The 15,255-nt window shown below is 45.7% G+C and carries 11 protein-coding genes; 7 read left to right on the top strand and 4 right to left on the bottom strand.

From position 1 onward, the window contains the following. The first annotated feature begins 19 nt into the window (after positions 1–19). From nirB to ACFFJH_RS08735, 3 genes are all read left to right on the top strand, one after another. Complete coding sequence (gene nirB / locus ACFFJH_RS08745; protein WP_390211727.1) at positions 20–2,449, top strand: nitrite reductase large subunit NirB; 2,430 nt, start codon at positions 20–22, stop codon at positions 2,447–2,449. Between the two features lie 256 nt (positions 2,450–2,705). Beyond that, a complete protein-coding gene (gene nirD, locus ACFFJH_RS08740) occupies positions 2,706–3,050 on the top strand; it encodes a nitrite reductase small subunit NirD (protein ID WP_390211726.1) in 345 nt (114 codons plus the stop codon). A gap of 40 nt (positions 3,051–3,090) precedes the next feature. Then, positions 3,091–6,006, top strand: a complete 2,916-nt coding sequence (locus ACFFJH_RS08735) for a nitrate reductase (protein ID WP_390211725.1) — start codon at positions 3,091–3,093, stop codon at positions 6,004–6,006. Positions 6,007–6,138: 132 nt separating this feature from the next. On the opposite strand, the gene ACFFJH_RS08730 is transcribed toward ACFFJH_RS08735, so the two are convergent. Continuing rightward, positions 6,139–6,480: a carboxymuconolactone decarboxylase family protein gene (locus ACFFJH_RS08730; protein WP_390211723.1), complete on the bottom strand. Its 342-nt coding sequence runs from the start codon at positions 6,478–6,480 to the stop codon at positions 6,139–6,141. A gap of 263 nt (positions 6,481–6,743) precedes the next feature. Between ACFFJH_RS08730 and ACFFJH_RS08725 the strand changes: the two genes are divergently transcribed. Both ACFFJH_RS08725 and ACFFJH_RS08720 read left to right on the top strand, forming a co-directional pair. Continuing rightward, positions 6,744–7,217, top strand: a complete 474-nt coding sequence (locus ACFFJH_RS08725; protein ID WP_390211722.1) for a cache domain-containing protein — start codon at positions 6,744–6,746, stop codon at positions 7,215–7,217. Between the two features lie 127 nt (positions 7,218–7,344). Beyond that, complete coding sequence (locus ACFFJH_RS08720; protein WP_390211721.1) at positions 7,345–8,919, top strand: methyl-accepting chemotaxis protein; 1,575 nt, start codon at positions 7,345–7,347, stop codon at positions 8,917–8,919. Positions 8,920–9,002: 83 nt separating this feature from the next. Here the strand turns inward: ACFFJH_RS08720 and ACFFJH_RS08715 are convergent, their stop codons facing one another. Continuing rightward, positions 9,003–11,081, bottom strand: a complete 2,079-nt coding sequence (locus tag ACFFJH_RS08715; RefSeq protein ID WP_390211719.1) for an esterase-like activity of phytase family protein — start codon at positions 11,079–11,081, stop codon at positions 9,003–9,005. A 221-nt stretch (positions 11,082–11,302) separates the two neighbouring features. Here ACFFJH_RS08715 and ACFFJH_RS08710 point away from each other — a divergent pair, with 221 nt between their 5' ends. Continuing rightward, the gene (locus ACFFJH_RS08710) at positions 11,303–12,496 is read left to right on the top strand and encodes a tetratricopeptide repeat protein (RefSeq protein ID WP_390211717.1); all 1,194 of its coding nucleotides are present in this window, start codon (positions 11,303–11,305) and stop codon (positions 12,494–12,496) included. An 84-nt stretch (positions 12,497–12,580) separates the two neighbouring features. Here ACFFJH_RS08710 and ACFFJH_RS08705 read toward each other — a convergent pair whose 3' ends face one another. After that, positions 12,581–12,907 (bottom strand): hypothetical protein, encoded by a 327-nt coding sequence (locus ACFFJH_RS08705; RefSeq protein WP_390211716.1) that lies wholly within the window; start codon positions 12,905–12,907, stop codon positions 12,581–12,583. A 297-nt stretch (positions 12,908–13,204) separates the two neighbouring features. Beyond that, positions 13,205–14,293 carry an ornithine cyclodeaminase gene (locus ACFFJH_RS08700; protein ID WP_390212392.1) on the bottom strand — a complete coding sequence of 363 codons (1,089 nt, stop codon included), beginning with the start codon at positions 14,291–14,293 and terminating at the stop codon, positions 13,205–13,207. A 353-nt stretch (positions 14,294–14,646) separates the two neighbouring features. Here ACFFJH_RS08700 and ACFFJH_RS08695 point away from each other — a divergent pair, with 353 nt between their 5' ends. Next, entirely contained in the window at positions 14,647–15,081 is a 435-nt protein-coding gene (locus tag ACFFJH_RS08695; protein ID WP_390212390.1) for an Lrp/AsnC family transcriptional regulator, read from the top strand. Positions 15,082–15,255: the final 174 nt, after the last annotated feature.

Here is a 15,255-nt window from a genome sequence, read left to right as displayed (position 1 = left end):
AACATTAAGGATTTTCATCATGAAAAAACTCAAACTCGTCATGGTCGGCAATGGGATGGCCGGTGTACGCACCTTAGAAGAATTGCTGAAAATCGCACCGGATTTGTACGACATCACGGTCTTTGGTGCCGAACCGTATGCCAATTACAATCGTATTTTGTTATCGCCAGTCCTAGCGGGCGAACAAACGATCAAAGACATTATGCTCAATGATGTGGACTGGTATGCAGACAACAATATTACCCTGCATCTAGGTAAGAAAATCGTCAAGATTGACCGCTACAAACGTGTGGTGATCGCCGAAGATGGCATGGAAACCGAATACGATAGATTGCTGATCGCAACCGGCTCTACGCCGTTCATGTTGCCTGTACCGGGCAAAGATTTACAGGGTGTGATTGCCTATCGCGATATCCACGATACCAATGCCATGATTGCCGCAGCAGCTGAGCATACGCATGCTGTGGTGATCGGTGGCGGCTTGCTGGGGCTGGAAGCGGCGAATGGTTTAAAGATGCGCGGCATGAATGTATCGGTCGTGCATCTACCCGCATGGCTAATGGACAGGCAACTCGATCCTACTGCCGGTAAGATGCTGCAAAAATCTTTAGAAGATCGCGGACTCAATTTTCTATTAGAAAAAAATACCGAGGCCTTACTCGGTGATGAAAACGGTCATGTTAAAGCGATCCGTTTTTCAGATGGTTTAGAAATTCCTACACAACTAGTCGTCATGGCAGTTGGTATTCGCCCCAATACCGCCTTAGCAGAATCCGCCGGACTGTATTGTAATCGTGGCTTGATCGTGAACGACACCATGCAAACTTATGACCCGCGCATTTATGCGGTTGGTGAATGCGTGAATCATCGCGGCACAGTGTATGGCTTGGTCGCACCTTTATTTGAAATGGCGAAAGTTTGTGCCAATCATTTAGCGAATTTTGGCATCGGTCGTTATCAAGGTTCAGTCACATCCACTAAGCTCAAAGTCACTGGCATAGATTTATTTTCAGCAGGTGATTTCTCCGGAGGTAAAGATACCGAAGAAATTATCTTGTCCGATCCCATCGGTGGCGTCTACAAAAAATTAGTGCTGAAAGACGACAAGCTAATCGGTGCGTGCTTGTATGGCGACACGGTCGACGGTAGTTGGTATTTCAAACTACTACGCGAAGAAAAAAACATCGCCGAGATACGTGATTCCTTAATGTTTGGCGAATCCAATACGGGCGATGTTGGTCACGAAGGTCATACCAAAGCTGCGGCGATGCCAGACAATGCTGAAGTCTGTGGTTGCAATGGCGTATGCAAAGGCACGATAGTCAAAGCGATTAAAGAAAAAGGCCTATTCACTTTAGAAGATGTGCGCAAACACACTAAAGCTTCTGCCTCGTGCGGTTCGTGCACAGGCTTAGTCGAGCAAATTATTATGTTCACCGCTGGTGGCGATTATTCAGCAACACCCAAAGCAAAAGCCATGTGCTCATGCACCGATCATTCCCATCATGCGGTGCGTGCAGCGATCAAAGACAATCACTTGTTAACCGTAGCAGCAGTTCAACAATTCATGGAATGGCGCACACCAAATGGTTGCGCCAGTTGCCGACCTGCTTTGAATTACTATCTGATTTCGACTTGGCCGAAAGAAGCCATCGATGATCCGCAATCGCGTTATATCAACGAACGCTCACATGCGAATATCCAAAAAGATGGCACTTACTCGGTGATTCCACGCATGTGGGGTGGCGAAACCAATGCTTCAGAATTGCGCAGAATCGCGGATGTCGTCGATAAATTTAAGATCCCCACCGTCAAAGTCACCGGCGGCCAGCGTATCGATTTACTCGGCGTGAAGAAAGAAGATCTACGCGCCGTTTGGCAAGACCTAGGCATGCCCTCTGGACTCGCCTACGCCAAAGGTTTGCGCACAGTGAAAACTTGCGTGGGTAGCGAATGGTGTCGCTTCGGCACACAAAATTCTACGCTGATGGGACAACAATTAGAACGCGAATTAGCGCGCATGTATGCTCCACACAAAGTCAAACTCGCCGTCTCAGGCTGCCCGCGCAATTGCGCTGAAGCAGGTATTAAAGACGTCGGCGTGATAGGCGTTGATTCAGGTTGGGAAGTGTATGTGGGCGGCAATGGCGGTATCAAAACCGAAGTCGCCCAATTTTTAGTCAAGCTCAAAACACATGAAGAAGTGATGGAATACACGGGCGCATTCTTACAACTGTATCGCGAAGAAGGTTGGTATTTAGAACGCACCGTGCACTACATCTCCCGCGTTGGTCTCGACTACGTCAAACAACAAATTTTAGAAAATTCTGCACGGCGTGAAGAGTTATATGAACGCTTGCTGTTTTCATTAGAAGGTGAAGCTGATCCTTGGCATGAGCCGGAGAAGGCGCAAGTGGATACGCGGCAGTTTGAACGGATTGGTGGGTAATCAAAAGAGAAGGTATTTGCACAGGTATCGAGTACGATGAACATTCCCTCCCCTTCAAGGGAAGGGCTAGGGTGGGGATGGGTTTCGACGAGAAGAAGAAAACCTCAATCAACGCCAGCAACCCATCCCCATCTCAACCTTCCCCTTGAAGGGGAAGGAGTATTTATCGGAACTCAAGCTTTTGTCGATACCTATAGCTGAAAAAAAAGAAAATATTCGTCGAACACTAAAATTTAAGCAAATCAAAGGAAATCCCATGACCCAAGAATGGCAACTCATCTGTCGCGTAGACGACATCCCTGTGCTCGGTGCGCGCGTCGTCAAACGTCAAGCGCAAACCGATGTGGCGATCTTCAGAAACACGGAAGATAAAGTGTTCGCGCTCTTAGACAAATGCCCACATAAAGGTGGCCCTCTATCACAAGGTATCGTCTTCGGCGAAAAAGTAGCCTGCCCTTTACATAACTGGAATATCGAATTGCCGACTGGATGCGCCGTTTCACCCGATGAAGGTTGCACCCAAAAATTCATGGTCAAAGTCGAAGCCGATCAGGTTTATCTTGACGCGAATGAATTGTTAACACTAGCGGTTGAAACCTAGTCGTAATCAGGTGATCGAAGACTAATCGGTTTAAAAAATCATGAATGACACTATGCGCGAGACCAAGCTAACTCATGTAGCTACACTAGAAACTAAATCGACTTGTTGCTATTGCGGCGTCGGTTGCGGTGTCATTATAGAATCCGACGGTAAGCAAGTCACCGGCGTGCGTGGTGATCCAGATCATCCGGCCAACTTCGGTAAATTATGCAGCAAAGGTAGTAATTTACATCTGAGCGCCAAACCATTACTGCAACAACAAGTACGTGCGCTGTATCCAGAGTTGCGTAGTGATCGCACGCAAACCAGACAGCGAATAAATTGGGAGAGCTGCTTAGACAGTATGGCAGATCAATTCGCTACAACAATTAAAGAACACGGTCCCGACAGCGTGGGATTTTATATTTCGGGACAGCTACTGACGGAAGACTATTACGTCTTCAATAAACTCGCTAAAGGTTTGATCGGTACGAATAACATCGACAGCAATTCACGCCTATGTATGTCGAGCGCAGTGGCAGGCTACAAGCAGACTTTAGGTTCCGACGCACCGCCGTGCAGCTATGAAGATATCGACCATACTGATCTCTTGTTTATCGCGGGCTCCAACACCGCATTTGCTCATCCGATTTTGTATCGCCGCATCGAGCGAGCACGTGAAAATAATCCACATTTAAAAATGATCGTAGTCGATCCACGCCGCACCGACACTGCACGCGATGCGGATTTACATTTAGCGATTTTACCGGGCACTGATGTTGCCCTGTTTCACGGGCTATTACATCTATGCCTTTGGGAAGATTATCTCAACCATGATTTCATCGCCGAACATACGGAAGGTTTTGCCGAATTTAAAAAAACCGTGCGCGATTTTACGCCAGCTAAAGTGGCGCAGATTTGTGGGATTAAAGAGCAAGATTTACACTTGGCGGCGCAGTGGTTTGGTCAAGCCAAAGCAGTCTTATCTTTGTATTGCCAAGGTCTAAATCAATCGGCATCGGGCACGGCAAAAAACGCAGCCTTAATCAATCTACATCTCGCGACAGGACAAATAGGCAAACCCGGTGCCGGACCATTTTCTTTAACCGGACAACCAAATGCCATGGGCGGTCGTGAAGTCGGTGGTATGGCAAATTTACTGTCAGGACATCGCGACTTAAATAAGCCAGAACACCGTGCCGAAGTCGCCGCCTTGTGGGGTATAGATGAGGTGCCGGCACAGCCTGGCAAGACCGCAGTGGAATTGTTCGAAGCGGTAAGACTAGGCGAGATCAAATTACTCTGGATCGTCTGCACCAATCCCGCGCAATCCATGCCCGATCAACATTTGATCCGCGAAGCGCTGCTCAAAGCGGAGCTTGTGATAGTGCAAGAAGCCTACGCCAGCACCGCCACTGTGCCATACGCCGATATTTTGTTACCCGCCTCAACCTGGTCAGAAAAATCCGGCACGGTAACTAATTCAGAACGTCGCATCTCACGTGTCAACGGCGCTATCAGCGCACCAGGTGAAGCCAGACATGACTGGGAAATCGCATGCCAATTCGCACAAAAATTGGCCTTAAAATTAAATAAGAAGTCGCCCGATTTTTCTTACGCCAAACCAGAAGAAATCTGGAACGAACACAGAGCAAGCACTCGTAGACGTGACCTCGACATCACGGGTTTAAGCTACGACATCTTACAAAAACAAGGTCCACAACAATGGCCTTTCCCTGAAGGTGCAAATCAAGGAAAAGCCCGACTATATGAAGACCATCAATTCGCCACTAGCAATGGTCGCGCCCGTTTTATCAATGTCGCTTACTCACCAACCATAGAAAAAACCAATCCACATTATCCGTTTGCGTTAAACACCGGTCGCTTACGCGATCAATGGCATGGTATGAGTCGCACGGGGACGGTCGCCCAATTATTTGCACACGCGGCCGAACCTGTCATCGAAATGGCGGCTCAAGATATGGAGCGACGTTTTATCAAAGACGGTGATCTGGTCGAAGTCAGTAATGGACGTGGCATGCAAAGATTCATAGCCAGCGCTAGCGATAGCTTACAAACGGGACAAACTTTTGTCGCTATGCACTGGGGTGAAGAATTTGTATCGGGCGAGACAGATCAGAATCGAATTGGGTTAGGCGTCAATACACTCAGTAATCCAGCAATAGATCCAGACTCTAAACAACCCGAGTTGAAACACAGTGCGATCAAAATCACGAAAGCAGAATGTCCGTGGCAATTTTTAGTTGTCGCTTGGCTCGATGAAACTCAAATTCTCAACGTGCAACAAAGCTTGCGTCAGTTTTATCGGTTATTCGCGTATGCCAGTTGTGTTCCATTTGGTCGTGATAAACAGGGACTGATATTTCGTGCTGCACATACACAAGCCGTGGATAAACAGGTCACTGAGCAAATAGAAAACTTAATGGGGATTCAAGGTAAGTCGGTGTTGCGTTACGACGATAAAAAGCGTGGCAATTCTCGACACATAGTATTGGCACCGCAGGCAGCTGACGTCGGCAATAACATCGGTAATGACAATCAGCATAAAAGTACCATCCAAGCAATCGCCTTAGCAGGTGATATCAGCGCTGAGTCTTGGCTAAGAAAACTTTTGTCCGATCAAACTAGCATCCTGCAAACCAAATCATTGCTCTTCAATGAGGCCCCACCCGAACAAGATGCAAACAAGATCAAGAACAAAGTTATTTGCACCTGTCTTAATGTGGATGAAGCGCAAATCCGGCAAGAAATCGAGACGCTAAGTACTACATCCGACGAGCCATCTTGCTCAAACCGACCAAGCAATACAAACCAATCAGATGTCCTACAACATCTGAAACGGCGCCTGCATTGCGGCACTAACTGTGGCTCTTGCTTACCGGAGATCAAGCAAATGATTTTACAACCACCATTGACAGCACGAATGCCACAGATACCGCTTACGTCACTGACATAGGTGACTCAGGTAACCCCATCAGATGCCGAGCAAAGACCGCCTGTATTTGCGCGGTAATTGTTCTGTGATTGTTCACTAATTGGACGATCTCATCCATTTTGCAAAATCGCTCGCATCAAACTTAGGCGTTTTCTAAGTCGACATTTCCTCAAATGCCGTCAAAGCATCGGCGGCGTACATCAAAGAAGGTCCGCCGCCCATGTATACAGTCATCCCCAGCATCTCCTCTAATTCTGCGCGAGTAGTTCCCAGTTTGATCAAAGCCTGCACATGAAATCCTATGCAGCCATCACAATGCGCGGCAATGCCCAGCGCTAATGCGATTAATTCCTTGGTCTTTTTATCTAAAGCGCCATCCTTAGTCGCCGCCTGTGCCAACATAGAAAAGGCCTTCATCACCTCTGGCGTATCGGTGCGTAATTTGGCCAATGAGCTAGAAATCGACTGAGTAATATCTTGGTAATTCTTAGGCATAAGCCAACTCCTACAAATCAAAAACCTTCACTATAAAGAGAAATATCCTGTGCCAATCGTCTTTGTTTCGCTAGCTTGAGGCAGATCAAAAATACAATTGGTACTAAATTATTTTTCATCAATTACCAATTGCGATACCACATTAAAAATCTAGTTTGAATAAAATTTCCATCTAACACATATTTGTCTTAGAATTGTTGAGAGTTTTTTTGGTTTGTTTCGTTTTTCGATCTCATTCTTGAATCTATACGAAAGGAATTACCATGTTCTCGTCAACTCCCTCCCGCCTGTTTCACATATTACTCACTACATCTGCTCTACTATTTAGTTCCTTAAGTCATTCTGCTGAAGGTGGCGCCAGCAAAGCCGAAGCGGAAGCGATGGTCAAAAAAGCAGTGGCTTTCATTAAAGCGAATGGTGACAAAAAAGCCTACGAAGAATTCAATACAAAGCAAGGCAAATTCACAGACCGTGATCTCTATATTGTCGTTTATGGAATGGATGGCGTCGTGCACGCTCACGGTGCCAACGTCAAAATGATAGGTAAAAATTTGATGGAGCTTACTGACATCGACGGCAAAGCCTTTGTCAAAGAACGTGTGGAATTTGCAAAAACCAAACCTCACTTCTGGCAGGAATATAAATTCACCAACCCGGAAAACAAAAAGATAGAACCCAAAGCCATGTATTGCGAACGACTTGGCGAAACCATTGTTTGTGGCGGTATTTATTTATAAATAGATCTCACGCGCAAAGTTTCGTTATCTAACCAAACCCCAAAAATCTATTGAGCTATCTAGCGTAGCTCAATATGGCATTTGGGGTGTCTGCAATTCATAAGTCTAGTCTTCAAAAGGCATGAACATGAAAATCGTTCACAAACTATTCATCGCCCCGACCATCGCCATGACTTTCCTAATTATTATTGGTGTCATGGCCTACCTCTCCATGCAGCAACAAGATCGACGACTACAGGATTTGAAGGAAAATACGTTTGAAGGATTTCGCATTATCTCAACGCAGACAATCGCCTTAGGACAAGTGAATGCGGAAATCTATGCCAACATCGCAATTATGGCCAGCATGGACGAGGCCGCCATTACCAAACTCACTAAGGGCATAGAGCAGAAGACCTCAACCATTACCAATGATTTACAAAAACTACGGACCAATCCTAGCGCTAAACAAACTGTAGAACGAATTTTACCTATTCTAGCCAAATACAAAACAGCAGTACTGAGTGCGATCGATTTGGCTTCAATGGACCCTAATACTGGTATTGCATCGATGCAAACGGCAACCAAGGAATTTAAAGCATTACGATCAGAACTCGATAGCAGCCTACAACGTTTAGAAAGCGAAACATCCACTATGATTGCCACTAGCAAAGCAAGCAATCAAACTATGCTTTGGATTATTGGCACGTGCCTATTAGCAGCCTGCCTTGCGCAGATCATTTCATCAATCTTTGTCGCACGAGGAGTCACTCGCCCCTTAAATCAAGCCATTGAAATTGCGCAAACTGTAGCTGCTGGACGATTGGATCAAACCATTGCGGTCAACAATGACGACGAAATAGGTTTGCTGTTACAGGCACTAAAAGACATGAGTGAAAGTTTGGCGAAAGCTCTCGCCGCTGTTCACCAAAGCGCGAATTCAATCGCTGTCGCTTCCAACGAAATTGCTTCTGGCAATTTTGATTTATCAAACCGTACTGAAGCACAATCAATTTCTCTGCATGGCACAACCAGCGCCATGAGCGCACTCACTTCTACCGTTCAACGCAACGATGAACACGCCCATCAAGCAAATGAATTGGCGACCCGTGCTTCCGAAACCGCTGTCAAAGGTGGTGCTGTTGTCGCTCAGGTCATCGATTCAATGGCTGCGATCAACCATTCATCAAAACGCATTGCCGATATTATCAGTGTGATTGATTCGATTGCCTTTCAAACTAATATCCTCGCGCTCAATGCAGCGGTAGAAGCGGCACGTGCAGGTGAGCAAGGACGTGGTTTCGCAGTGGTGGCAAGTGAAGTACGAGGTTTGGCGCAACGCTCCGCCTCGGCGGCCAAAGAAATCACAGCACTTATTCACGAATCGGAAGCGCAAGTGAGTATCGGTAGCAAACTAGTCGACCAAGCAGGTGAAACCATGAACGAAGTGGTAGCCAGCATACAACGTGTCACCACTATCATGAGTGAAATCACGACCGATAGTCACGAACAATCTGAACGTATCACCCAAGTGAATCAAGCCATTATGGACATGGATGAAACCACACAACAAAATTCAGCTCTGGTCGAACAAGCCAGCGCCGCCACGCACAGTATGAAAGAGGAAACCGATCGCCTGATTGATGTCATCAGCGTATTTCATCTGCATGATGAGCATAAAAAGATAGCTCGGAGTATTACACCTAATTTACGACTCAAATAGAACTTGTTCCTTAATAACTAATAAAAAAGCCGCTAAGCCAATCTCAAATTGTTTTAGCGGCCATTTTTAAATTTAACGACTCATCAGGGCACAATAAAGTCATTCAATTTTTTGGTGAATTTAATCAGCCATAAACGATTTGGTCGCTCACTATCTGCACCGCGGCTGATACGTGTGGTATTGCCGACAGCGCAGCCGGTCGCTGAACTCGTTGTAGTAATTGCACCGCTCAAATCGACGGTACATTTGGTAATATCGGCACCCTCAACATTCACGCCAGCAGCCGTTTGAACTATCGTTTTCAAGCCGAAGTCATCATCATTGGCCAAGGCCAAAGTATTCTCGTCGACCAAGGCCAAGCCTTCCGCTTTTTCTGCTAACCAGCCTGCTGCGTTCAGGTCAAATAAAAGTGTTTTCTTCAGCGTTACCACATTCGCGTAGTTGGCGGCATTCACAGCGGCGCCCGTCATGCTGCTCTTTTCTAAATCAGTTCCGATGGCAGCGATGTTCGTTACGTTGTTAGGAATTTGCACCAACATCAGACGGTTAAATACTTTGCCATCGACACCAGCACCTTGTTCAATCACGATGAACTTGCCGTTACCTAATGACACCAGATCACCTAATTTTGCGCCACCTGTTTTCCCGCCTGAGTACATGGTGGAGTCCAAAGGATAGGCATACAATTTGGTCGTTTCAGTGGTCGGATCAAATTCTACCCAGCGATTAAATTTGGCATAGTCTTTGATGCTTTCGCTACTGGTAGTAGCTGCGCCGGGGACGAGGTAATTCGCCTTGCCGTCATCGAGTGGACTTTGTATAAAGCCATGCAATTTGCCGCTGGCGATTTCTAAACTCAAGCCTTCCATACCGCGATTAGCACGGCGTTTTAATAATACGGCTGGCAGATCAGCGGCACCTGTACCAGGCTGATATTTTCTCAGAATAATGCCGCTATTGATGTCGATTTTTAAAATGAAAGGGCCGTATTCATCTGACACCCACAAAGCGTTACGCGCTGCGTCAAACACGATCGATTCTGTATCCAAACCGTAATCGCTAAATACAGCTTTACTACCTGCTTCATACTTCACCGCATCAGTCAAAGGCACTTCACCAGAAGAGCCTACTTTACCTGCCGCGATAGCTAAGCCCGAGGCATTAATCGTACTGGAGAATTTGATCGGCATACTCGATTTCAAGACCGCTCCGGTTTTGCCTACAGAGATCAATCCTATCGAAGGCGTAAAGCTAGGTGAAGGGAAAAATTTACCATCGCTAGTTCCCGTTGCACCCGCCGTGATCATGGCATTCGGCACTTTAGGACCATCGCCGTTAGGACCGCGATCTGTGATGCCATAAAACTCTAAGCTGCCATCAGCGGCTTTGCCTTTGAAAGTTAAACCGGAGCCGTAAGATGGCAGAAAACCTTTAGGAAAATCGGCCTTAATCGCCGCGATATTTCCCTCATAAGGCACGTAAAAATTATCAGTAGCTTGAATTTGATAACGTGTGATGCTGGCGCTGACGCTGCCTAGGGTATTGGTTTGGGTGATCGTTTCTACGAACGGAGTCGCCATCTTCGAGGCCAAAGTATCTTCAAAATGTTCACTTACCAAAGTGCGTCTATCATTATCGACTGTACGACTTTGATAGTTCGTTGGCAGTTTGGCCAATACGCCGCTCATTGCTGTATTGAAGGCCGCGGGCGCTAGGCCAAAGTCCAAAGTTTGAGAAGCTAATGCCGTTTTCACCGCAGTTGAAATTTGTATGCCATTGCTAGGATCATTATCTGTATCTAACAATTGCAGAGCCAGTAAGCGATTGACTACTTTGTCATCTCTAAGCTTGTCGCTACCAGCTAAAGTTAAAGGCGTGATGGTGGTGCTACATGCACCGGAACCTAAATTGATGCCCCCTATGTTAAATGCGACTGTCTCGCCACTCAAACAAGTGAAACCACCACTGGCGCTGGTACTTTGCTTAGTCGCACCGCTAGCGCCATTCGCGGCGTACTCTAATCCTTCTACTGCAGCATCCAAAAATACACCTGAAACGGAAGCTTGCGTGTTTTTTTGCTCAACGCTATCGTTACCACCACAAGCCGCCAAAACGGCTGTAGCCGCCAGCATGGTCAAGCCTGTCATCACTTTATTTTGCATCGTTTTCCCCTAAACACTCAAATTCAAACACTTATTGCTAAAACTTCGCTAAAGTGCAGGAATGTAAAGGGCAAATATGACTCTGATATGACTCGGACATGACAAACCAAAATCTTCTTGCTTGGTATCGCATCGCTTGGTTTCAATTTGACCCAATTTAATCCAATTTAATCCACTGAGCATCTAGCCCACTCACGCTGAAACTAAGAAGGAGAATAATCATGTCGAATAATCTTCTTTGCCCCATCCATCCTTGGCCGGGATCAAAAGTTATTGCGTTTTTGTTGACCTTACTTCTCAGCGCTTGCGCTACCCCACCGCCGATACAACAAGTGCGCCAAGATCTGTTCCGCGATGATCTGTTCGCCGCCAATACCAACCCCATTAAAGACCATCATATTTTTGCGGTGGATGCGGCCATGAAACAGTTCATTGCCACAGAGATTGTCAGCCAACTTCGCTCAACTAGTCATCAAAGAGCGCTTTTTAATGCCTTATATAACAAAGCGCAACTACGACTTGAATACGACTCATCCTACACCCGCACCGCGAGCGAAGCGTTTGCTGCACGCTCCGGTAATTGTCTGTCTCTGGTCATCATGACGGCGGCTTTAGCCAAAGAGATGGGATTATCTGTGCAATACCAAAAAGTGATTACTAAAGAAGATTGGAGTCGTAACGGTGGGCTGTACTTCGCAAGCGGCCACGTCAACATCGTATTGGGGAAAAAACGTTTTGATGAGAAAAATCATTTTGATCAGAATTACCAAATGACCATCGATTTCTTACCGCCGCAGGACACCGCGAATCAACGCACGATAGATTTAGAAGAAAACACCATTGTCGCGATGTATATGAATAATCGAGCAGCAGAATCACTGGTGCGGAATCAAATCGATCAGGCCTACTGGTGGGCTAAAGAAGCTATCAAAGCCGATCCACAGTTTTCCTACTCCTACAACACTTTAGGCGTCATCTACATGCGCCACAAACAGTATCTAGATGCTTACCGCACGCTGGACATGGCATTAAAAACCGATCCTGACAGCCTAGTGGCGATGTCAAATATGGTACAAACTTTAGAAAACTTAGATCGTATCGCAGAAGCCAGCAACCTAAATGAGCAACTACTCAGCAAGCAGCCTTACCCACCATTTCACTTCTTCAATATGGGTGTAAAGGCGATGGAAGAAAACGATTTTCAGCGCGCTAAAATCTTGTTTCAGAGAGAGCTGAAACGTGCCCCCGATTATCACGAATTCCACTTCTGGTTGGGACTTGCGCATTTCCGTCTAGGTGAACTAGAGGCGGCGCAGCAAGAATTGGATATCGCCAAAGCAAACAGCACCACTCAAAAAGACTTCGCATTATATTCAGCAAAATCAGATCGTTTGCATGCTTTGCGGCGACAATAAAAAAGCTCCGTCGTGCTAGACAACGGAGCTTTTACTTTATTAGGTATTTAGTTGGCTGAGACTGAAACTAAGCTAAAACTAAATTTAAGCGGCCAAAAATACCGGTGATTTCGCCTGTGCAGTATCGCGTACTGACATCGGTAATTCACCCAAATGTGTCGCACCACTCATTAATTCGGCAATACGTTCAGTCAATGCACCTTCTTGCGTCGCCAATTGAAAATGTGCTGGGCGTTGCGTTTGTACTATGCCCCAACGTACGATAGGAGAGCGTCCGCTGCCATCTAACAAAGCGTGATCACGCAGCCATTGCTCAAAGAAGCGTGTTGGCATTTGACTATCAATCCAGATCAAATGATCGGAAGTCATCAACTTGTTGTAGGATGGGCGAACTAAGATTTCGTAAATCATTTTATAACTCCCTATATTTCTTAATCGTTTCACATTGTCATTTCACTAGGTGACAATGATTCTGTTAGGAAAAAAACGCTGAACATCTTGGGCTGGTTGACACAAATACTTACAAGTTTCGGTTTTTTTTCATTTTTTTTTTGATTTTTTTCGATTTTCTTCAATTTCTTTTCGTTTTTTCTATTTAAAACAAAAAAAGCCCGAATTCTCTTTGAGAAATCGGGCTTTGGACTATGTGTAAATTACTTGATTTATCTACATTTCCTGCACAACTAATTTGCAGACGCGGCTCTCAACTCAGGAAACAAACGCCGCGCTTGCGCGAGTAGTAACATTGGTCGTAGCCAATGATGCAACATGATGGTCAATAAAACCAAATAAATTCTTAGGATCCGCCATCGCAGGTATCAAGGAGAGCGTCTCGCTCATGCCTAACTCTATTGCCACATCACGCATAAAACGCAAAGCCGAGTAGTCTTCCAAAGCAAATCCCACTGAATCAAAGATCGTCACTTGTTCGGCACTGCTGCGTCCTTGGACTTTACCCGACAATACGGTCCACAACTCAGTTACAGGGAAATCTGCTGGCATTTGCTGCATATCGCCTTCGATACGTGATTGAGGTTCGAATTCACAGAACACCGGTCCCATGCGTAACACATCTGCATGCAATTCGGTTTTACCAGGGCAGTCGCCACCTACACCATTAATGTGCATACCAGGTTCTATCATGTCGGGCGTAATAATCGTGGCATTGGTTTTATCCGCAGTCACCGTCGTAATAATATCCACGCCTTTTACTGCTTCTTTGATGCTAGCAAAGCGCTTGGTTTGCACACCCATTCTGGAGAGATTTGCTTCCAATTTATCAGTCGCGGCGCTGTCGATATCGAACAAGTGGAACATCTCGATACCGAGTAAATGATGAAAAGCTAAAGCCTGAAAATCACTTTGTGCGCCATTGCCGATAATCGCCATCGTTTTGCAATTATCGCGTGCCAAGGCACGGGCGGCTACTGCGGACATCGCCGCTGTGCGGATGGCTGTAGTCAAAGTCAACTCACTGACTAATTCTGGTACGCCCGTTTCTACGTCAGCCAAAACACCAAATGCCATTACGGTGGGTAAATTGAAACGATAATTGCTAGGATGTCCGTTCACATATTTGAAGGCATAAGTTTTGTCATCGGCGATCGGCATCAACTCAATCACGCCCACATCAGAGTGATTGGCGACACGAGCGCATTTGTCGAAAGAATTCCAACGCAAAAAATCTTGATTGATGTAAGAGGCCACACCGGTAATGCAGGCACCTATGCCGCGCTTATTGATGATTTCGGCAACGCGTTCTGCACTGAGATACTGTGTTACCGCACGTCGTGGCATGATGGTTTGTTTGTTGTTTAGATTACTTGGATTACTGTTCTGTTGGGTACTAGTCATGATGGTCTCCGTTAGTTTATTAGCGACTAATGAAAACTTGCGCAAAATTTCCACAACCAGCCAGTAGCGATCTAAGCATTTTTACCTTGCAGATTTAGGTCGTGATTTTCAAAAAATTTCGACCTAAAATCTCGACAAAAGCCGGGTAAATCTCGCTGCAACAACTTTGCGTAAGTTCTTTAAAAACTTAATGTGAACATCTTACGGAAGTTATATGTTAAACAGAATCGCCATAAATGTATGAAAATCGTCAATTTTCTGCCAAAATGACATACCAAAATGACGAAATGATCAAAATGGACGCTTTAGATCAACAATTAATCAGCTTGTTACGTACCAACGCGCGCTTGAGCATCGCTAGCCTCGCCCATAAGTTGAAAGTATCGCGTGGCACGGTCAATAATCGAATCACCAAGCTAGAAGACGATGGCATTATTGTCGGCTACACCGTACGTTTGCGACCCGATGCACAACAAAACGAAATCCATGCTTGGATTAGTATTGCCGTCGAAGGCAATGAAACACGCGCCGTCATTGCCTCACTACTAGGCGAGCCCGGCATAGAAGAGATTCACGACACGAATGGACGCTGGGATTTGATCGCAAGCCTACGCGCCGCCAATCTATCGGAACTTTCTAGTGTTCTTGAGCGTATACGTCTGATTAAAGCAATTCAAAACACCGAAACTAGTATTCATCTGCAAACCTACCGGACTGCGAATAAGTCTTGAATAAGCTGGATACGCATATTTTTATGCGTATTCTTTCTAAACCACCACAAATACATAATAGCCTTCAAACACTTTTCGCTAAGGTTTAGCGCCTAAACTATCATTCAGCATACTCGCTACCAATCGACAACAGTATTATTTAATCTAGTTAACTTAGATAAAAACTATAGCCAT

Source organism: Affinundibacterium danionis (assembly GCF_042432465.1).
Lineage (GTDB): Bacteria > Pseudomonadota > Gammaproteobacteria > Burkholderiales > Burkholderiaceae_D > Undibacterium > Undibacterium danionis.
The sequence above is the reverse complement of the archived record's forward strand: the minus strand, read 5'-3'. Positions and strand labels throughout refer to the sequence as shown.